Raw genomic sequence first — 20476 nt, 5'->3', positions numbered from 1 at the left:
GGGCTTGAAGTCATGATGACAGGCTGAAAACTAGCGTATTTAAAGTGAGTACGGACGACCTCCGTGCGATTGATACCTGCAAACATGCAATGTTTATGCCTGACTTTTTAAAGTAGACGCTGCTATTCCCACATTGTTCAACCTGATTTGCTTGCGGTGGGCCAAGCCTATGCTTATAAACTGCGAGTGTTAAAGCGTGATCAATTGCCCAATGGCCTGTTGTGCCGCCACAAAACCAGCGGTGGCCGTCACGCAAATACTGGAACCGTAACCTGCGCAGTTGAGGCCTGTCAGTCCTGCTGTCGATGTTTCACAAGCCTCTTCAGGTCGCTCGACCGGCTCATCTGAGTACACGGCAACAATGCCGAATTTGGCCGACTTCTTGTGATCAGAAGCCTTGGGGAAACCATAATCCCGACGTAACTGGTTGCGGACCTTCGCCAGCATGCGATCGCCCTGCACATGCGCCAGGTCAGCCAGGCGAATGCGCGTCGCATCGAGCTTGCCACCTGCACTACCGACCATCACCAACGGCAATTGCTGCTGCCTGCAATAGGCCGCCAGGGCGATTTTGGCCTTGGTATCATCCATGCAATCCACCACCATATCCGGTGCATCAACCAACAGTGAAGCGAGGTTTTCAGGTGTCACAAAATCCTCAACTTCAAGCACCTCACACAATGGATTAATCGCCGCAATGCGCTCACGCATGGCCGTCACTTTGGCCTTGCCTAGCGTATCCTCCAGCGCATGAATCTGGCGGTTGATGTTCGACTCGGCAATATTATCCAGATCCACCAAGGTCAACTTGCCCACCGCATTGCGCGCCAGGGCTTCTACCGTCCACGATCCCACACCACCAATGCCAATGACCAACACATGCGCTTGCTGCAAATTGGCCAAGCCCTGCTCGCCATACAAACGGCGCACGCCGCTAAAACGGCGCTGGCTATCCACTAACTCGTCTGCTGTCATGCTGTTTGGGTCGTTTCCAGCACGACATAAGCCAGTGCCAGGTTTTTTTCATCACTGATGCTGATATGCGACTGATAAATATGGTGTTGTTTGAGAAAGGCCTGCAGTGTTGATGACAGTTGCAACAAGGGTCTCCCTAGCGCATCGTGGGTGACTGCAATATTCTGAAAGCTGACATCGCCGCGAATGCCGGTACCTATCGCCTTGGCAAAAGCTTCTTTTGCGGCAAAGCGTTTAGCAAGAAAACGTGCCTTGAGTTTACTCGCTTCATAGTCAGACCACTCACTGGGTGCCAGAATACGTTTGGCAAAGCTGTCACCGAACTGATCGAGTGACGCCTCGATCCGTTCAACTTCGACAATATCTGTGCCTATGCCGTAAATCATCGATACTCCTGACAATACAGGTTTAGTCGCATCATTTTGGTGAAAACTCTTTCATCAGCGCCTTCATTTCACGCACCGCATTATCCCACCCCACAAACAGGGCATGCGCCACAATGGCATGACCAATATTGAGTTCCTCAAAGCCTGGCAGGCGCGCAATATGATGCACATTGTGATAATGCAAGCCATGACCGGCATTAACTACCAGACCCGCCGCTTTCGCATGTTTGAGCGCGGCGTCGATTTTCTCCAGTTCATCCAACTGATCTTTTTCTGTATCAGCATCGGCAAAGGTACCGGTATGCAACTCAATCACCGGCGCGCCCATTTTGGCAGCCGCATCAATCTGCGCCAGATCCGGCGCGATAAACAGTGACACACGTATGCCTTGATCAGACAGTTTTTTAACCGCATGCTCAACTTTGGCGTAGTGTGTGAGCACATCCAAACCGCCTTCGGTCGTGCGCTCCTCACGGCGCTCAGGCACCAGGCAAACGTCTTGCGGGTTGACCTGAATGGCGATATCGATCATCTCGCTAGTGACCGCACACTCAAGGTTCATTTTGGTTTGCAACAAAGGGCGTAAAGCAAAAATATCAGCATCCTGCATATGGCGACGGTCTTCGCGCAAATGCAAGGTAATGCTGTCTGCACCAGACTGCTCAGCGCGCAGTGCAGCTTGCACAACGCTTGGATATTTGGTGCCACGCGCCTGACGAATCGTTGCGACGTGGTCAATATTGACGCCTAGTTTTAACATAGTTCTCTTTGTAATTGGATGAATGACAATATTCTAACTGTTGATTATGGTAAACCAAATTAATCATGCGAAAAATAGAAAGATATCCTTGTTGGGGTTTACAAGACATTCTAATCATTGAGCGTTGCTTTTCGCCTTGTCGGCGAGTCACTTTCTGGTGCTTGTCCCGCAGAAAGTAACCAAAGAGGAAGACACCCAGCCATCACGGCCTACGGCTCCCTTGCGTTGCTCAACAAAATAAGCGGTCACGAAACTCGCCCTAGCAGCTTGTACACTGCACAAGCTGCCGCGGAGCTCAAACAGTCGCTCCCTTCTTCCTTATTTTGTCTCCGCTACTCAGCGTGATGGAATGGGATTGATCTCGCCAAACTCACATTGTAGAAATCTGAACGGTTCAAAAAACAGATTGGTTTGTTAAGAGCACTAATAGTTGCGCTCGCCTGGTGTTCGGGGTCCCCATCTGCCGCGCCGAGCAACGCAGGGTTGGCGGGAGTAGTCGGCAAGCAACTGTTTGAGCTCCAAAGGAGCGAGTTTTTGATTGCCGCCCGACAAGCCGAGTAGCACAGGAAACAAGCGGAAGTTGGGGTGTCTTGTTCTTTGCCTTCTTTCTTATGGACAAGCATAAGAAAGAATGGTCGTCGAGAGACGAAATAGATCGATCATAGAATAGTCTTCGCTTTGGGCAAGCAAAGAAAAGTAACTCGCCGAAAAGGCGAAACGATCCAAACTAAAACCCCTGTAAATCCACCAACAACTGCCTGGTATGCAACGGCTTCTCGCCCAAATAATGCTGCAACAAATAGCGCATCAATTGCTTGCTTTGCGACTGCGTCGTCACATTCGAGTAGTTACCCCGCGCCATTTCCAGCAGCGTTGCACCTTGTATCAACAAACCATTGCGGGTTGCCGATGGCGAGCAAGCACCATAATCTGCTTCGAAGCGATAGGTTTCATCCGCATGGATAATCTCACCGTTTTCGTCATGCGTGAGCGGTACGGCATAGCCGAGCTCCTGCAACATCTTGAGTTCAAACCGGCGCAGGATTTCGGCGAGCTGGCCATTGCTCGCATCTTGCTGCAAGGTAGACAACAACTGTATGGTTTGTGCGTAATATTCAAACAACTGTGCATGGGCGTCATCGCGCGGCAATAGGCGCAATAGCAGTTCGTTCATGTAAAAGCCACACATTAGGGCATCGCCTCTGAGGAGGGTGAGGCCTGTCATCCACTCTAATTCATGTAGCGTTTTGAGTTCGTTTTTACCTGACCAGGTACCGGCCAACTGCTGGAAAGATTGCAGCATGCCGCGCATGGCCGAGAGTGGGCGCCGTGCGCCTTTAGCCACGGCCGCAATGCGCCCCAGGTCGCGGCTGAACATTTCAACCACGAGACTGGTTTCTTTAAAGGGATAGGTGTGAAGAATAAAAACCGGTTGCTGAGATTGCTTGTGGCTTCCGGAATCGGGAGGTTTTACTGCCATATGTTGATGCCAGTAGAATCAAGTGTTACTAGAAACCCAGGCTCTTCAATGCGCGCGCATCATCGGCCCAGCCGCCCTTCACCTTGACCCAGGTTTCCAGGTAGACTTTGGAGCCAAACAGTTTTTCCATATCCTGACGCGCTTCGGTAGAAATTTGCTTGAGCTTTTCGCCACCTTTACCAATGATCATCGGCTTTTGGCTGTCTTTGTCGACAATAATGGCGGCAAAAATACGGCGCAGGTTTTTGACGGTTTCAAACTTTTCAATTTCAACCGTCACCGAGTAAGGCACTTCGTCACCCAGCAGGCGGAAGATTTTTTCACGGACCAGTTCGGCCGCCAGAAAGCGCTCATTTTTATCGGTGAGCTCATCTTCGGCATACATCGCTGGCTGCTCAGGCAAATGCTCGCGCACTGCGGACAGTAACTCATCCAGATACAGGCTCTTTTTGGCACTGACTGGAATAATGCCTGCGAAATCAAACAGCAGGTCAAAGTCCTGAATCAAGGGCAATAAATTACCTTTATCGCCCATCAGGTCTGCCTTGTTGACGACCAGCAACACCGGTTTGTTCTTTGGCAGCAGCTTGAGCACAATTTCATCAGCTTCGCCCAATTTCATCGGCTCAATCACAAACAGCACGACGTCGACTTCGGTCAGCACCTGGGTGACGGTTTTGTTAAGTGTTTTATTGAGCGCGTTGATATGTTTTTGCTGAAAGCCAGGCGTATCCACAAACAGGAACTGGGTATCGTCTGTGGTATGAATGCCCAGCAGGCGATGGCGCGTGGTCTGCGCCTTACGCGAAGTAATCGCCAGCTTCATGCCTAAAATATGATTTAGCAGTGTGGATTTACCGACATTGGGGCGACCAACGATGGCAACGGTACCACAACGAAAATCGTCTGCAGCGGGGGTAATGTCTTCTGTCATGATTGAATCTCGTCCATGGCCAATTTGGCCGCTTGTTGCTCCGCCACACGGCGGCTGGTGCCCACCCCGGTGGTGGTCAGCTTGAGTTTTTTAATAAAACACTGCACGGTGAAGCTTTGCGCATGCGCCTCGCCTTCGATAGAAACTACCTGATACTCCGGCAGGTCCATTTTCTTGCTTTGCAGATATTCTTGTAATTGCGATTTGGCGTCTTTATCAATCGCCTTGGGATCTATGGTTTGCAGCTTGTCGCGATACAGCAATGCGACCACTTGCTGGGCCGCCTCAAAGCCGCCATCCAGGTAAACCGCACCAACAATCGCCTCCAGCGCATCAGCCAGAATCGAGGGGCGGCGCCAACCGGCGCTTTTGAGCTCACCTTCGCCCAACTTGAGTGCGTCACCCAAATGCAGGTCGGCGGCAATTTCAGCCAGGCTGGCCTCGCGCACCAGCTTTGCGCGCAAACGGCTTAAATCACCCTCGGGCAAATTTGGAAATAAATTAAACAACTGGTGCGCAATAATAAAGTTGAGCACGCTATCGCCTAAAAACTCCAGACGCTCGTTATTGGTGGCAGAAAAACTGCGGTGGGTGAGCGCTTGTTGCAGTAAGGCAGGCTGCGTAAAGCTGTAGCTAATTCTTGTTTGTAATACTGGGAGTGCGTTCATTTAGGTGCGATCAAGCCAGCCATTAAGGTTTGCTGGCAGCATCAAAGTCGATCAACAATGTCATGGTATCTGTCAGTGCAATCTTTTTCTGGTAGCGCATGGCCACAACGCCGCCGCTGATGTCCAAATCGCGACCAGTCACGTCATGGATACTGTCCACCTGCATCTGGCGATCAAACGCGGTGCGCACATCGCTGTCATTTTGCAATAAAGGGTCGTGCGCAATGCGGTTCACCGTGGCCTGGATAGAATAGTACTCCATGTAAGCAGGCAACGCCTTGAGGGCTACCGTGCCCAGGATGCCAAATGCGGTCAGAATCAGCAAAAAGCCGATCAAACCGATGCCGTGTTGGTGAGCGCTCTTTGAGTCATTCATTGTGCTATCCCTCAAGAAGATGTCTTTTTCCACACGGCTCGCCGTGCACTTAACCAATACTTTGCCCGATACGGCGCCATTGGTCAAAATTAAACCAGATAAAGAATGCTCTGCCGACCAGATGTTTTTCTGCGACAAAGCCCCACACGCGGCTATCTGAGCTGTTATCACGGTTATCGCCCATGGCGAAATACTCACCTGCCGGCACAGTAATCGTTTCTCCCTGCATCAGGCGGTCACCCGCGCTACCAGGGCTATACTGGTTCATGATGTCATGAATCAATACATCATGCTTGACGTCGCCCAGCTGCTCGCTCAAGCGTGACGCAGTCACATCCACCGCGCGCGCATTGCCGCTTTCGTCATTCACATTGAGTGCATATTGATATGGTTGCACAAAATCAAGATTAATCACTTTGCCATTAATTGTTAACTGCTTGTCGCGATACTGGATTTTGTCGCCTGGCAAACCCACTACACGCTTGATGTAGTCAATCGAAGTGTCAGGCGGGTAATGAAACACAAATACATCACCACGCTTGGGCAGGCTCACCGGGTAAAACACGTTATTGATAATAGGCACGCGCAAACCGTAAGTGAATTTGTTGACCAGGATGTAATCGCCTGCCAGCAGGGTTGGCATCATGGAACCGGATGGAATCTTGAATGGTTCGACCACAAACGAGCGCACCATAAATACCAGCAAAATCACCGGGAAAAAGCTTTTACTGTATTCCACATACCATGGGTCGGCGACATCGCCCAATGCACCCGCCTGGCGTTGTTTGCGCAAGACCAGAATATCCAGCAGCCAGATCACGCCTGAGACCAGCAAAATCACCAACATAAAGATTGCAAAATACATGCTTGTTTCCTGAGTAAGCTATTGCACTAAAAGTGACTATTTATCTTCTACACGCAAGATGGCAAGGAAGGCTTCTTGTGGAATTTCCACGTTACCCACCTGCTTCATACGCTTTTTACCTTCTTTTTGTTTTTCCAGCAACTTGCGCTTACGCGTGATATCACCACCATAACATTTGGCAATCACATTTTTACGCATGGCCTTCACCGTTTCACGCGCAATAATGTTTGCACCAATCGACGCCTGAATCGCAATATCAAACATCTGGCGTGGTATCAATTCGCGCATTTTAGACACCAGTTCACGGCCGCGATACAAGCTATTGGCGCGGTGCACAATCAGGCTTAATGCATCAACACGCTCGCCGTTGACCATAATATCCAGCTTGACCAGGTCCGCAGCACGGAACTCAAGAAACTCGTAGTCCATGGAGGCATAGCCACGTGAGACTGACTTCAGCTTATCAAAGAAATCCAGCACCACCTCATTCAACGGCATCTCGTAGCTCAACATGACCTGGCGGCCCATGTATTGCATATTGCGCTGGATACCGCGCTTGTTATTACACAAGGTCATCACTGGGCCCACATAGTCTTGTGGCATCAGCAAGTTCACCACAATCATGGGCTCACGAATTTCTTCAACCCGGGAAGGCTCGGGTAAGCGTGACGGGTTTTCGATTTGTACTACTTCACCACTTCTCAGTAACAGCTCATAAATCACTGTAGGCGCAGTGGTAATCAAATCCATGTCGTACTCGCGCTCCAGGCGCTCCTGTACGATCTCCATATGCAGCAAACCCAAAAAGCCGCAACGGAAGCCAAAACCCAGCGCAGTCGAGTTTTCCGGCTCAAACTGCAAGCTGGAGTCATTCAAACTCAGTTTTTCCAGTGCAGTACGCAAGGATTCAAACTGGTTGGACTCCACCGGATACAAACCTGCAAACACCTGTGGCTTCACTTCTTTAAAGCCAGGCAATGGCGCTGCTGCAGGCTTGCCAGCTAAGGTTACCGTGTCACCAACTTTGGCTGCTGCCAACTCTTTAATGCCAGCAATAATAAAGCCCACTTCACCGGCGCTTAATTGCGTGCGCTGTACCGATTTAGGCGTAAACACACCCACTTGTTCACACAAATACTCAGCGCCAGTCGCCATCAGGCGGATCTTTTCCTTGGCCTTCAACGAACCATCCACCACGCGCACCAGCATGACTACGCCCACATAGTTATCAAACCAGGCGTCAATCACCAGGGCTTTCAACGGTGCATCAATATCACCGACTGGCGGTGGCACCTTGGCGACAACTTCTTCCAGCACGTCGCGCACGCCTTCGCCAGTTTTGGCCGAACAACGCACGGCATCCGTCGCATCGACGCCGATGACATCTTCAATTTCTTGCGAGACACGCGCCGGGTCCGCAGAGGGCAAGTCAATCTTGTTGAGGATAGGCGTCACTTCGACACCCAGATCAATCGCGGTATAGCAGTTGGCCACACTTTGCGCCTCTACGCCTTGCGAGGCATCCACCACCAGCAAAGCGCCCTCACAGGCAGACAGCGAGCGGCTCACTTCGTAGCTAAAGTCGACGTGACCGGGGGTATCAATCAGGTTGAGCTGATAAATTTCACCGTTATTGGCTTTGTATTGCAAGGCTGCGGTTTGCGCCTTGATAGTAATGCCACGCTCACGTTCGATGTCCATGCTATCGAGCACTTGCGCTTCCATTTCGCGCGCCTCCAGGCCACCGCATAATTGAATAATGCGGTCTGCCAGTGTCGATTTGCCGTGGTCAATGTGGGCAATGATCGAAAAATTACGAATATTTTTCATGTTCAGTTATGCGTTATTTACAAGCAAGAAAGGCGCTTGAAGCGCCTTTCAAATGGGGTGCATTTTACAACAAATGCATGAATATCAGTGATTTATTTTCCGTCCAGGCCCAGGCAGGCAGCGTGAATTCCCGGCCTTTAAAAAAACAAAAAGACAGGCTGCCCTGTCTTTTTGCAACATCACCACAGCTCTTACTTGATTTTAATCGGCACGTACAAGGTGTTTTCACCACGCTGCACCAATACCGCCACTGTTTTACCGGCAGCCACCGCATTAATCTGCTTGTTAAACGCATCCACGCTTTGGCTTTCATTGTTATTCAAGCCAAGAATCACATCACCGCGACGGATACCGGCTTGCGCCGCAGCACCACTGCTTTCAATCACCAGCAGGCCATTTTTACCATTAAGCTTTTTCTTCTGCAACGCAGTGAGCTCACGCAAGGTCAGGCCAATTTTATTCGCCTCAGGCTTGACCGGCTCTTTGCTGGACGCGGCCACCTCAGGTTGCTCGCTAGGCATTTCGCCCACGCCCAATTGCAGCGTTTTGTTGGCACCTTTGCGCACAATTTCCACGGGCACCACTTTGCCTGGCTTGGTGGTGGCCACCACACGTGGCAAATCACTCGAAGTCGTAATTGGCTTGCCATCAAACTTGAGAATAATATCGCCCGCTTCTAAACCGCCTTTATCCGCCGGGCTGTTTTTCTCAATGCCTGCGATCAAAGCACCGCTGGTTTGCTTGAGGCCGAACGAGTCAGCCAGGTCTTTGGTCACCTCCTGAATACCGATACCCAACCAGCCACGTGCAATGCGGCCAGTGGCTTTGAGCTGATTGGAAATATCAATGGCGACATCAATCGGGATACTGAAAGACAAGCCCATGGAACCGCCGCTTTTACTATATATCTGCGAGTTCACACCCACGACCTCACCACGCAGGTTAAACAGCGGACCACCTGAGTTACCCGGATTAATCGCGACGTCAGTTTGAATAAACGGCACATAATTCTCTTGTGGCAGTGCGCGGCCTTTGGCACTCACAATACCGGCGGTCATGGTGTTTTCAAGGCCGAACGGCGAACCAATGGCCGCCACCCACTCGCCGACTTTCAATGCGTTCGGGTCACCGACGGTCACTTTAGGCAAGCCAGTCGCTTCAATTTTAATCAGCGCCACATCGGTACGCTTATCCGCACCGATGATTTTCGCCTTGAATTCACGTTTGTCATACAGCTTGACCAACACTTCATCGGCCTCATTCACCACATGCGCATTGGTAAGAATATAGCCATCGGCACTGATAATAAAACCAGAGCCCAAGGACTGCGTTTTATAGTCCTGACCACCATCTTGGCCTTGCCCGCCAGGCATCCCGGGGATACCAAAGCGACGCAGAAACTCTTGCAGATTTTCGTCATTCGGCATACCAGGGAAGCCAATATTGCCACCATGCACTACAGAAGTAATGCTGATATTGACCACCGCCGGCCCTTGTTTTTCCGCCAATTCAGTAAAATCAGGCAAGTCTTTGGCCTCTACGGCCACCACTGGCATGGCGATTGTGACCGCACACGCTAACATCACGCCAGAAATCCATCGTTTCATCATGATTATTCCTACCATTTAATGATTAAAAAAATCTTTTACGCCATGCCATGAAACACAGCACGGGCATATTGACACTGGAAAGCGTCACCCTCATTACATGGCGACGCTGCAGAGAAATACAAGTTGTGGGGAGAGTGGTTGCGCACCATGTCATGAGGCCTGGGAACGATCAATCTTTGCAATTGAACCACTGACCAGGCATGAAATTATTTTTTAAACGTCACCTGTTGAGCGATTTGCTCAACCGTTTGCGCAGGCACTTCGCCCACGACCACCAACTGGTAGCCATTTAACACATGCGCATAGACATTGGTCGATCCCATGGTTTTCTTGCCAACACGCGGCTGCATGCCTTTGACCATCGGCTCCACAAATAGCGATACGGATGCCAGACCATCTGAGAAAATCAATTGCTGCACAGGCGCAGTCCTGCCCGGCACTTTCAACTGGATTTGATCCACTTTTTTGTAACCCGCGGGCAAATTAGCCACGACCAGATTATCCACCGTGTGTGTCAAATCGGTGGTGTCATCCATCACATAAGGTTTGGTCGCATCGATTTTGGGCTGAAACCAGTCAAGGTCTTTGGTGTGCAGCATTGCCACCTGGTTAAAACCAATCTGTTCCAGCGTATGGCCTTGCATATCGAGCATGCTCATTTTGAGCAACAAGCCATATTCAGCATCAGACCAGATCCGATACTGATAACGCAGGTTGTCATTCGGCACCATATCGATGACTTGCGCCAATCGTCCGGCAATGCGCTCCTGGCCAACAAACTTCAGTTTGTAATTTTGCTTGAGGGGATATAACTGTGTGGGCAACATGGCCGGAAACAGGTTTTGGCCGCGCCGCTTTTCAATCACGACTTTGTCATTTTTGGCATTGAAGATGACGATATCATCGCCTTCACTGAAGACTTCGCGCGGCCGCCCGTCCAGCACCACATTGCGGGTGAACTCGCGTCCGCCTTCATAAATATGGGTAATCTGCACCGAGCGTATCATCGCGCCGTTGTGATAAACAAACAGCCCCTGATAATTTAACTCGCGGGCGGCAGAAGCGGTTTTCTGCATGGTTGCCCAAAGATCTTCTTCGGCAAAAGCAGACTGGCTGATGGCAGCCAGACACAAGACAGGCAAGAGCGCTCGACGGAAATCAAACGCCCGAAGGAAATCAAACTTAGGTGACATACGGGGTAACGACAGTAAAGTTATTCGCCAGCGTTATAAGCTACATTGTGCATGTAATACGTTGCACTATTAGGTGCATAGTTGTGATGCGCGACGACATATTGATCTGTGTCATTGTCAGCAATTTGCGTCGGTGCAGCCACTTCCGGCTGATTGAACACGAACATGCCGACAAAGAAAGCGGCAGCCACGGAAGCGGCGATTGACCAGCTATATTTACTGAAACGCGGACGGATATGAGTCACCTTTTCAGACACGGTGACGGCTTGTTGCGGCGCCAGCATGGTGGGTTCATCATCAAGCTGCGCCATAATGCGGCTGGTCATATCAGACTCCACCCAGCATTCTTCACGGATCACATCGCGAATCACATGATAGTCACGCCAGGCCTGGGCAACGTCACCCGTAGATTTGGCTGCGAGAAAAATATGTTCACAGCGTTCAACATCGACTTCACCGTCGACCAATGCAGATAATTGCTGCTTCATAATAACCCCAAGTCAATCAATGTTTTTATGTTAGCATTTAACAAAAAATTTGTCATAACACCTACACACCCACTACCGTTTTATAGCAAATATCGCGCGATTACCAACGTTTATGCTGAGGCGTATCCAACAATGGTCTCAACTTCGCCGCAATCGTTTCGCGCGCCCGAAAAATACGTGAACGTACTGTGCCGATAGGACATTGCATCACGTTAGCAATGTCTTCATAACTCAAGCCTTCCAACTCGCGCAAAGTAATCGCGGTGCGTAACTCTTCAGGCAATGCGGCAATCGCATCGTTCACTGTTTGCGCAATTTCTTTTGTCATCAGCGAAGTTTCAGGCGTCTCCATCGTCCGCATGTCATCGCCTTCATCGAAGTTTTCTACATCTTCGATTTCCACATCCTGCATCACCTGTGGCTTGCGCCCCAGAGAGACCAGGTAATTTTTGGCCGTATTAATGCCAATCCGGTACAACCAGGTGTAAAACGCGCTATCACCGCGAAAGCTGTGCAATGCACGATACGCCTTGATAAACGACTCCTGCACCACGTCTTCTACCTCGGCCTGGTCACGGATCATGCGCGACAACAAGCGGCCGAGTTTACGATGGTATTTTTCTACCAACAATCCAAAGGCACGTTTATCGCCTTGTTGAGCACGTTCAACCAGCATCTGGTCAAACTCTTTATTCTCTTGCTGTTTGGCGTTCGCCGCCTGAACAGTCATATCGCGATGACTCCCTTGGGTAATTTTATGATTGGGAGTAGTATACGCTTTTGTGTTATTTTCGACGAACCCGGTGCGCGTTAACGCCTCTAAATTTGCTGTGTGTAACATCGCCTCATCCCTTATTTTTGCCTGCCACTGCAACACGCAATACAGACAATTATGTGACCCTGCACTGCCTTCCAAAGTTCCATTGATCTCAAAACAATATGAATAAAGTGTTTGATGTCCTGATTATTGGCAGCGGGCTGGCGGGGCAATCGCTGGCGTTACGATTGGCCGATCAACACCGGGTATGCATCTTAAGCAAGCGCGAACTCACCTTGAGTGCCAGCAACTGGGCACAAGGTGGCATTGCCGCCGTACACAACAGCGAAGACTCCATAGAAGCCCATATTAAAGATACCTTGGACGCGGGCGCTGGCCTGTGTGACAGCGAAGTGACGCGCATGGTGGTGACTAATGGTCGCGCCAGTATTGAGTGGTTACTAGAGCAAGGCGTAAACTTCACCCGCGAAGCCGACGATGACCGTTTACACCTGACCCGCGAAGGCGGCCACAGTCATCGACGCGTGGTACATGTGGCTGATGCGACCGGCCAGGCGGTACAAACCACACTCACAGATCGCGTACGCGAGCACCCGAATATCACTATTCTCGAACACCATATCGCGGTCGACCTGATCACCACGCACAAACTGTTCAAACAAACAGCCAACGACGGCCCCAACCGCTGCCTGGGCGCTTATGTACTCAACAACCAGACTGGCAAAGTGATCACCCTTTCTGCGCAATACACTGTCACAGCCACGGGCGGCGCGGGCAAAGTATATTTGTACACCACCAACCCTGACATCAGCACCGGCGATGGTATCGCCATGGCCTGGCGCGCAGGGTGCCGCGTGGCAAATATGGAGTTCGTGCAATTTCACCCAACCTGCCTTTATCACCCGCATGCAAAATCCTTTTTGATTTCAGAAGTATTGCGTGGTGAAGGTGGCTTATTGCTGTTGCCTGATGGCACGCGCTTTATGCCCTGGCATGATGAGCGGGCCGAACTGGCACCACGTGATGTGGTGGCGCGCGCCATCGACTTTGAAATGAAAAAACGCGGCCTGGATTGCGTCTACCTGGATATCAGCCACAAACCAGCCGAGTTTATTCAATCGCATTTCCCCAATATTTATCAGCGCTGCCTGCAATTAGGCATTGATATCAGCAAACAGCCAATTCCGGTGGTGCCAGCTGCGCACTACACCTGCGGCGGTGTGATGACCGATATGCATGGCCGCACCGACATTGACTGCCTGTATGCAATTGGCGAAACGGCGTGCACCGGCCTGCACGGGGCGAATCGCCTGGCCAGTAACTCCTTGCTCGAATGCCTGGCCTTTAGCCAAAGCTGCGCGCTTGATATAGAAAGACTAGGCTTACAGCCGACCATTTCATTGCCTGACTGGGATGAAAGCCGCGTTACCGATGCCGACGAAGAGGTGCTGATTACCCATACCTGGGATGAATTACGCCGCTTCATGTGGAACTATGTCGGTATTGTGCGCACCACCAAACGCCTGAGCCGCGCCCTGCATCGTATCCATATGTTGCGGAACGAAGTGCATGAGTTCTACAGTAACTTTAAAGTCAGCCACGACCTCATTGAACTGCGTAATTTGCTGCAAGTCGCCGAACTGATTGTGCGTTGCGCCATTGACCGCCATGAAAGTCGCGGCCTGCACTTCAGTAAAGATTATCCCGACTTGCTGCCAGAGGCGATTCCCAGCGTACTGACACCAGACAATTACACCAGCCTGCTGGATTAAGCATTGCATGATAAAAGTTTGGCTGCCAGTCAGCTTGCTTATTGCAAGCGTTTACTCATATGCATCGCCTGTACTGGTCAACGTCATTGATGGCGACACCGTCATTATTCGTGACAACACCCTCACCTACCACTTACGCCTGCTGGATATCGACGCACCTGAACGGCAGCAAGCTTTCGGCATCCAATCCAGGCGTAGCCTGAAACAGCTCTGCGAGCACGCAAACATTGCCGTCCAACTGCAAGGCCGTGATCTCTATGGCAGGACACTGGGGCATTTGTATTGCAATAACACCGATGCCAGCCAATCACAAATTGCGCTGGGCATGGCCTGGTTTAACACACGCTATTCAAAACGGTTAGAACTGGATGCATTACAACACCAGGCACTGCAACAAGGCTTGGGCTTGTGGCAAGATGCCGAGCCGATGCCGCCTTGGCAATGGCGAAAACTTTACGGACAATATTATCGTCGGCAAGAATGACACATGCAGACAATATCCTTTAGAATACTGTTTTATCAAAGAACTTTAGGACTTTAGACATGCAAGTAGCGATGAACACCGTGGTCACCATGACCTATAAACTGCAAAATAGCGATGGCGACACCTTGGAAGAAAGCAAGGATCCGGTTGCCTATCTGCATGGCGGTTATGACAACATTTTCCCGAAAGTGGAAGAAGCCATGCACGGCAAAAACGTGGGCGACGTGATAGAAGTGAGCCTGGACCCGGAAGATGCTTTTGGCGAATACGATGATGCCTTGGTGCAAATCGAACCAGCCAGCGCATTTCCTAGCAAAGACCTGAAAGTGGGCATGCAGTTTGAAGGTGAAGACGAAACCGGCGACGTGATTTTGTACACCATCACTGACATTGCAGACGGTAAAGTCGTGGTTGACGGCAACCATCCTTGGGCTGGCCAACGCCTGCTGTTTACTGCAACCATCGCCAGCGTGCGTTCAGCAAACCAGGAAGAAATTTCTCACCAGCACGTGCATGGTGCCGGTGGTCATCACCACTAAGTAGCACGCTGCTTACCTCATAAGCAGCTTATTTGGCCTGGCGCAAGACTCCTTGCGCCAGCGTTAACACCTCATCGGCAACCTCCGCCACCTCATCCCCCACATGGCTGACGTACAGCGTTGGCAAACCAAACGTTGCAATCACCTGCTTGATATAAGGCAATACTTGCTGCTTGAGCCGATCATCCAGGCCACTCAATGGCTCATCCATCAGTAGCACCGAAGGCTGACGCAGCAAAGCACGCCCGATGGCCACCCGCTGCTTTTCGCCACCAGACAACTGGCTGGGCTTGCGTTTGAGCAAGGACTGGATAGCTAGCACATCCACTACTTCGGGCAGCACGATCCTGGCCATGCCTGTGGGCATGCCATAGCGTAAATTCTGCTCTACGCTCATATGCGGAAACAAGCGTCCATCCTGGAATACCAAGCCCACTCGGCGCTGCCATGGCGGCAATTGAATCGCCTGTTTATGATCAAACCAGACATGGTCACCACTGCGGATGACGCCGGAAGACGGCATCAACAGCCCGGCAATACTATGCAATAAGGTTGTTTTTCCTGAACCCGATGCGCCCATGATCCCCAGGCATTGGCCGGGCGCCAGCGCGAAGCTTGCCTGCAGGTCAAATGTAGTGCTTGCCGCATAAGGCTGCTGTATCCGGATATCGACCGTAAACATCAGCGCTGACTCCTGAGCAGACGGTGCTCCAGCCATTGGCTTGCCAGCAAAGCGAACACAGAGACCAGCACACTCAACATCACCAGTCGTAGGGCAGCAGCATCGCCCTCGGGCGACTGGGTGAGGCTATAAATCGCCAATGGCAAGGTACGCGTTTCACCTTCGAGGTTACCGGCAAAGGTAATGGTGGCGCCAAACTCACCCAGGCTACGGCTAAATGCCAGAATACCGCCAGTGAGTACGCCGTGATAAGAAAGCGGCAGGGTAATTGAAAAAAATGTCTTGATGGGGGTAGCACCCAGCGTTTGCGCGGCCTGCTCCAATAAAGGATTTACCTGCATCAGCGCCTGGCGGATGGCACGCACCATCAGCGGAAACGCCATCACAGCAGAGGCGATTACCGCCCCCCACCAGTGGAAGGTCAGTTGTATGTGAAACTGCTCATACAACCAGCTGCCAATCCAGCCGCGCCGTCCCAGCAACACCAGCAACATATAGCCTAGCACCACTGGCGGTAGCACCATGGGCAGGTGCACCAGCGCATCGAGCAACGCGTGCCCCCAAAAATGTTTTCTGGCCAGCAGCCAGGCCATACCAATGGCTGGCAGCAATAACACCAGCACACAGCAGGCGGCCACTTTCAGCGACAACAGCACAATGTCGATTTCAGCAGGAGACAACGACCACATAACAGTTAACAAACCACCGGCCGATTAATCGTTGAACAAGGGTTTAAAGCCGTAAGAGAGCAACAGTTTCTTAGCTTCGGCAGATTGCAGGTAATGGTAAAAAGCATTGGTTTCTGCCGCCGCCTGCGGTAATAATGCCATCGGATAGATAATCGGCACATGACTGTTTTCGGCAAACTCACCGGCCACTTTGACCTTGCTGGATGATTGCGCATCGCTGGCATAGACAATGCCCACATCACATTCATCACGCTCGACCAGGCTCAGCGTTGCCCGCACATCCTGCGTGCTCACCAGCCGCGTTTTCAGCTTGTCCCACCACCCCAGGTTAGTCAGTGACTGCTTGGCATAAATGCCTACCGGCACCGACAAGGTATCGCCCGTGCACCAATAGCCGGGGGCTTGCTGGCCAATATCAGTACTGGCGTCAGCCTTGATTGTTAACGGCTTGTTTTGCGGCGTAATCATCACCAGGCGGTTACCCAGCCATGGCTTGATCGTGGCGACCTGCACCAATTGCTTATCCTTCAGGTATTGCATCCACTTTTCATCTGCGGAAATAAACAGGTCACCTGGTGCCCTCTGCTCCAGCTGTTTGGCCAACGTGCCCGAGCCGCCATAGACAGGTACGACCTGCACGCCAGTTTGCTGTCCATATTGCTTGACCAGCACGTTCATGACATCGGTCAAACTTGCCGCAGCAAACACCTTGATTTTTTTGTCTTCCGCCTGCGCCAACACGCTGATCAGGCACAACCCCAGCCACACCCACTTTTTCATTACGTCCACCCAGTTATCAATTAATCATACATATGCGATGCTACCATCGTTATACCCACATATGCATTACGATAATTAAAAAAATCAGTCTTTCTTCAAATGCTGCGTAATCAAATGCAATTCATCCGCGGCGGCTTGCGCCGATTTTTGTAGAATCTGCTGATAGGCCAGTATCAGTGCCTGGCCAAACTCGGTCACTTGCGCGCCACCACCATGAGAACCACCCGCTGAACTCACCACCACCGCCTGGTCAAAACAGCGGTTCATCACATCAACCAACTCCCAGGCGCGGCGATACGACATACGCATCTGCTTGGCGGCCGCAGAAATTGAGCCATGCTGCGCAATATGTTGCAAAAGCTCGATCTTGCCTGGCCCGAGTGCGGTGTTGCCTTCGTGGTTGATTCTGATTTTAAGTAGAGACGCTTGCATGATCAATCTTACTCCAGCGGGATTTCTGTTTGCGCAAACGCCTCAAAAGGCGGCAACTCTGCCAGTGAGCGCAAATTCAAGTCATCCAAAAAATGTTTGGTCGTCGCATATAGTGATGGCCTGCCCGGTACTTCACGTTGCCCGACCACGTCGATCCAGTCACGTTCCTGCAGTTGGCGAATCACATTAGGATTTACAGCCACGCCACGAATTTGCTCAATATCGCCGCGCGTGACTGGTTGCCTGTAGGCAATAATCGCCAGCGTCTCCATCACTGCCCGTGAATATTTCGGCTGCCGTTCCGGGTTCAAACGCAACAGATACTCACTGTATTCGGCTTTGGCCTGAAAGCGATATCCACTGGCTACCTGCACCAGGTCCAATGTTTTTTCTACCCAGTCCGATTTCAATTCATCCAGCAGCATACGTAGCGTCGCGCGCTCCATGCGCCCGGCAAATAATTTGAGCAAATCATCGAGTGCCAACGGTTGTGGCGAAGTCAGTAACGCGACTTCCAGAATACGCTTCATCTCTTCAATGCTGTCTGGTTCACGCATGAGATTGCTTCCTAAGCCGCACTATTGGCTTGCACATAAATGGTGCCAAACGCATCTTGCTGGGTAATACGCACCAGACCCTCTTTGGCCAGCTCCAGCATGGCCAGAAAATTGACCACCAACTTGGGCACCCCGTCGGTTTCAAGGTCGAACAACTCATCAAAGCGCAGCACCTGCACGGCACCCAGCCTGCGCAGCAACAAGCTCATATGCTCACGCACAGAAAGCTCGGCACGCCCCAGCTTGTGGTGTTGATTCAACTTGGCACGTTTGAGCACATTACGCCAGGCCTCGACCAAATCATCCAGGCTCACTTCCGGCGGTTTTACCAGGCTGATCTGCTGATAATAAGCTGCCGCCACATCAATCTCCTGGCCCACTTTAGGCATCGCATCCAGCCGTTGTGCCGCCAGTTTGATCGCTTCGTATTCCATCAAGCGCCTGACCAGTTCCGCACGTGGATCCTCTTCCTCTGCCACCTCAGCCGGTTTAGGTAACAGCATGCGCGACTTAATCTCAATCAGCATGGCGGACATCAACAAATACTCGGCTGCCAGTTCCAGGTTCACCGTCTTCATCTTATCGACATAAGTCATGTACTGGACGGTCAGATCAGCCATGGGGATATCCAGAATATCCAGATTGTGCTTGCGGATCAGATATAACAACAAATCCAGCGGACCTTCAAAGGTCTCCAGATAGACTTCCAGTGCATCCGGCGGAATATACAGGTCCTGCGGCAGCGTCGAAAGCGGCTCGCCTTTGATTTTGACCGGACTGTGGGCAGTGAATTCCATGCAGGGATTGTAGCGGATTTGCTGCCTGGGATTAAAGCTTATTCTGCATAAGGATTGGCAAAGCCGAGTGTTTGCATCACCGCGATTTCCATCGCCTCCATCAACTCGGCCTGGGCATCCACCTCATGATCATAGCCATGCAAATGCAACACACCATGCACAGTCATGTGTGCATAGTGGGCCAGCAGTGGTTTGCCCTGCTCAAGTGCCTCCCTGGCAACGACGGGCGCACAAATCACAATATCGCCCATGAGCATCGGTTCCTCGGTTAAGGGAAAAGTCAGCACATTGGTTGCATAATCGCGTCCGCGATACGCCGCGTTTAACTGCCGCCCTTCTGCCTCGTCAACAATACGGATCGTCAGGCTGGTTTCTACGCGCAACGCGGCACGCACCCAACGTTTAAATTGCGCCGTAGCAGGAATATCGGCCGCGGCTGAGGCAAGTTGCAGGGAAAAATCTAATGCGGGCATAACGTCAAGTTTTCTGTAGAATATCCGTCATTATAGAAAGAAAACCCTTAAAGGAAACGGTGTGATGACAAATCGCCCCAAGTTGGTGGTTGCCAATCGCAAAATGCACGGCAATTTGCCAGACAACCAGCAATTCATGCAAAGCCTGTTGCAACAGACACGCCATCACCGCGCCCGCTATGCGGTGTGCCCGCCACATCCTTACCTGTATCAAGCCCAGCAAGTGCTGCAAAACAGCCATATTGCCTGGGGCGGGCAAAACATGAGCCGCCATGAAAAAGGCGCTTACACAGGCTCTGTGTCACCGCTCATGCTGAAGGAGTTTGGCTGCACCTATGTGATTATTGGCCATTCCGAGCGCAGGCAGCGTGGCCACGACAATGATGAAAGCTGTGGTGAACGTTTTGAAGCCGCCTTAAAGGCCGGACTGACACCGATCTTGTGTATCGGTGAAACGCTGGACGAGTATGAACAGGGTGAAACTGACCTGGTGGTGGTGCGTCAACTGAATCCGGTCATTGCGCATGTGGGCATCCAGGCGCTATCAAAAGGCGTGATTGCCTATGAACCGGTATGGGCCATCGGCACGGGCAAGGCGGCCACACCGCAACATGCGCAGGCTATTTTGTCTTTTATCCGCGGCCACATTGAATTGCTTGACGTACAAGTGGCGGAAGAGATTTCCTTATTGTATGGCGGTAGCATGAATCCAGGGAATGCCGCTCAACTGCTCAGCATGCCGGATGTCGATGGCGGTCTGATTGGCGGTGCCGCCTTGGTAGCAGAAGACTTTATCCGCATTTGCCAGATTGCAAACGAATTAACCCCACTCAAAAGCGCGGCCTGACAGGCAAGTATCGCCTTCAGCGATTATTGAAGCACAAATAAAAAAGCCGACTTTCGTCGGCTTTTCTACATCTAAGTAAGC

The 20476-nt window shown here is 51.3% G+C and carries 24 protein-coding genes; 4 read left to right on the top strand and 20 right to left on the bottom strand.

The window, feature by feature from the left end; genetic code table 11:
• Positions 1-189: 189 nt before the first annotated feature.
• The 13 genes from GQ52_RS08690 to rpoE form a co-directional block, all read right to left on the bottom strand.
• Entirely contained in the window at positions 190-975 is a 786-nt protein-coding gene (locus tag GQ52_RS08690; protein ID WP_047516833.1) for a ThiF family adenylyltransferase, read from the bottom strand.
• Positions 972-1361, bottom strand: coding sequence for a holo-ACP synthase (gene acpS, locus GQ52_RS08685; protein ID WP_047516830.1), 390 nt, complete (start codon positions 1359-1361; stop codon positions 972-974). The genes GQ52_RS08690 and acpS overlap by 4 nt, the downstream gene beginning before the upstream one ends.
• A 31-nt stretch (positions 1362-1392) precedes the next feature.
• Positions 1393-2121 (bottom strand): pyridoxine 5'-phosphate synthase, encoded by a 729-nt coding sequence (pdxJ, locus tag GQ52_RS08680; protein WP_047516827.1) that lies wholly within the window; start codon positions 2119-2121, stop codon positions 1393-1395.
• Positions 2122-2848: 727 nt separating this feature from the next.
• Positions 2849-3601 carry a DNA repair protein RecO gene (gene recO / locus GQ52_RS08675; protein WP_081979331.1) on the bottom strand — a complete coding sequence of 251 codons (753 nt, stop codon included), beginning with the start codon at positions 3599-3601 and terminating at the stop codon, positions 2849-2851.
• 28 nt (positions 3602-3629) lie between these two features.
• A complete protein-coding gene (era, locus tag GQ52_RS08670; protein ID WP_019883126.1) occupies positions 3630-4535 on the bottom strand; it encodes a GTPase Era in 906 nt (301 codons plus the stop codon).
• Positions 4532-5203: a ribonuclease III gene (rnc, locus tag GQ52_RS08665; RefSeq protein WP_047516821.1), complete on the bottom strand. Its 672-nt coding sequence runs from the start codon at positions 5201-5203 to the stop codon at positions 4532-4534. The genes era and rnc overlap by 4 nt, the downstream gene beginning before the upstream one ends.
• Positions 5204-5225: 22 nt before the next feature.
• Positions 5226-5579 (bottom strand): DUF4845 domain-containing protein, encoded by a 354-nt coding sequence (locus tag GQ52_RS08660; RefSeq protein ID WP_019883128.1) that lies wholly within the window; start codon positions 5577-5579, stop codon positions 5226-5228.
• Between the two features lie 49 nt (positions 5580-5628).
• Positions 5629-6444 (bottom strand): signal peptidase I, encoded by an 816-nt coding sequence (lepB, locus tag GQ52_RS08655; RefSeq protein ID WP_019883129.1) that lies wholly within the window; start codon positions 6442-6444, stop codon positions 5629-5631.
• 36 nt (positions 6445-6480) lie between these two features.
• The gene (lepA, locus tag GQ52_RS08650; RefSeq protein WP_019883131.1) at positions 6481-8274 is read right to left on the bottom strand and encodes a translation elongation factor 4; all 1794 of its coding nucleotides are present in this window, start codon (positions 8272-8274) and stop codon (positions 6481-6483) included.
• Between the two features lie 191 nt (positions 8275-8465).
• Positions 8466-9884 (bottom strand): DegQ family serine endoprotease, encoded by a 1419-nt coding sequence (locus GQ52_RS08645; RefSeq protein WP_047516819.1) that lies wholly within the window; start codon positions 9882-9884, stop codon positions 8466-8468.
• A gap of 206 nt (positions 9885-10090) precedes the next feature.
• Complete coding sequence (locus GQ52_RS08640) at positions 10091-11077, bottom strand: MucB/RseB C-terminal domain-containing protein (RefSeq protein WP_200884051.1); 987 nt, start codon at positions 11075-11077, stop codon at positions 10091-10093.
• A 20-nt stretch (positions 11078-11097) separates the two neighbouring features.
• Positions 11098-11565: a sigma-E factor negative regulatory protein gene (locus GQ52_RS08635; RefSeq protein ID WP_047516816.1), complete on the bottom strand. Its 468-nt coding sequence runs from the start codon at positions 11563-11565 to the stop codon at positions 11098-11100.
• A 100-nt stretch (positions 11566-11665) separates the two neighbouring features.
• Positions 11666-12295 (bottom strand): RNA polymerase sigma factor RpoE, encoded by a 630-nt coding sequence (gene rpoE / locus GQ52_RS08630; RefSeq protein WP_019883135.1) that lies wholly within the window; start codon positions 12293-12295, stop codon positions 11666-11668.
• 209 nt (positions 12296-12504) lie between these two features.
• On the opposite strand from rpoE, the gene nadB reads away from it, so the two are divergent.
• Genes nadB through GQ52_RS08615 form a run of 3 tightly spaced genes read left to right on the top strand, consistent with a single transcriptional unit; the run spans position 12505 to position 15138 of the window.
• Complete coding sequence (gene nadB / locus GQ52_RS08625; RefSeq protein WP_047516814.1) at positions 12505-14115, top strand: L-aspartate oxidase; 1611 nt, start codon at positions 12505-12507, stop codon at positions 14113-14115.
• A gap of 7 nt (positions 14116-14122) precedes the next feature.
• Entirely contained in the window at positions 14123-14599 is a 477-nt protein-coding gene (locus GQ52_RS08620) for a thermonuclease family protein (protein WP_047516811.1), read from the top strand.
• A 59-nt stretch (positions 14600-14658) separates the two neighbouring features.
• Positions 14659-15138, top strand: coding sequence for a peptidylprolyl isomerase (locus tag GQ52_RS08615; RefSeq protein WP_024930796.1), 480 nt, complete (start codon positions 14659-14661; stop codon positions 15136-15138).
• A 28-nt stretch (positions 15139-15166) separates the two neighbouring features.
• On the opposite strand, the gene GQ52_RS08610 is transcribed toward GQ52_RS08615, so the two are convergent.
• The 7 genes from GQ52_RS08610 to ybeY form a co-directional block, all read right to left on the bottom strand.
• Positions 15167-15856, bottom strand: coding sequence for an ATP-binding cassette domain-containing protein (locus GQ52_RS08610; protein ID WP_235273083.1), 690 nt, complete (start codon positions 15854-15856; stop codon positions 15167-15169).
• Positions 15820-16509 carry a molybdate ABC transporter permease subunit gene (gene modB / locus GQ52_RS08605; RefSeq protein WP_047516806.1) on the bottom strand — a complete coding sequence of 230 codons (690 nt, stop codon included), beginning with the start codon at positions 16507-16509 and terminating at the stop codon, positions 15820-15822. The genes GQ52_RS08610 and modB overlap by 37 nt, the downstream gene beginning before the upstream one ends.
• 24 nt (positions 16510-16533) lie before the next feature.
• Complete coding sequence (gene modA, locus GQ52_RS08600; RefSeq protein WP_047516803.1) at positions 16534-17289, bottom strand: molybdate ABC transporter substrate-binding protein; 756 nt, start codon at positions 17287-17289, stop codon at positions 16534-16536.
• Between the two features lie 84 nt (positions 17290-17373).
• Complete coding sequence (locus GQ52_RS08595) at positions 17374-17721, bottom strand: winged helix-turn-helix domain-containing protein (protein ID WP_047518650.1); 348 nt, start codon at positions 17719-17721, stop codon at positions 17374-17376.
• An 8-nt stretch (positions 17722-17729) separates the two neighbouring features.
• Positions 17730-18278 (bottom strand): SMC-Scp complex subunit ScpB, encoded by a 549-nt coding sequence (gene scpB / locus GQ52_RS08590; RefSeq protein WP_024930791.1) that lies wholly within the window; start codon positions 18276-18278, stop codon positions 17730-17732.
• A gap of 11 nt (positions 18279-18289) precedes the next feature.
• On the bottom strand, positions 18290-19075 hold the full coding sequence (locus GQ52_RS08585; protein ID WP_047516800.1) for a ScpA family protein: 786 nt from the start codon (positions 19073-19075) through the stop codon (positions 18290-18292).
• A gap of 38 nt (positions 19076-19113) precedes the next feature.
• Entirely contained in the window at positions 19114-19548 is a 435-nt protein-coding gene (ybeY, locus tag GQ52_RS08580; protein WP_047516797.1) for an rRNA maturation RNase YbeY, read from the bottom strand.
• 64 nt (positions 19549-19612) lie between these two features.
• On the opposite strand from ybeY, the gene tpiA reads away from it, so the two are divergent.
• Positions 19613-20395 carry a triose-phosphate isomerase gene (gene tpiA, locus GQ52_RS08575; protein ID WP_047516793.1) on the top strand — a complete coding sequence of 261 codons (783 nt, stop codon included), beginning with the start codon at positions 19613-19615 and terminating at the stop codon, positions 20393-20395.
• Positions 20396-20476: the final 81 nt, after the last annotated feature.

Source organism: Methylophilus sp. Q8, from assembly GCF_000800115.1.
Taxonomy (GTDB): Bacteria; Pseudomonadota; Gammaproteobacteria; order Burkholderiales; family Methylophilaceae; genus Methylophilus.
The sequence above is the reverse complement of the archived record's forward strand: the minus strand, read 5'-3'. Positions and strand labels throughout refer to the sequence as shown.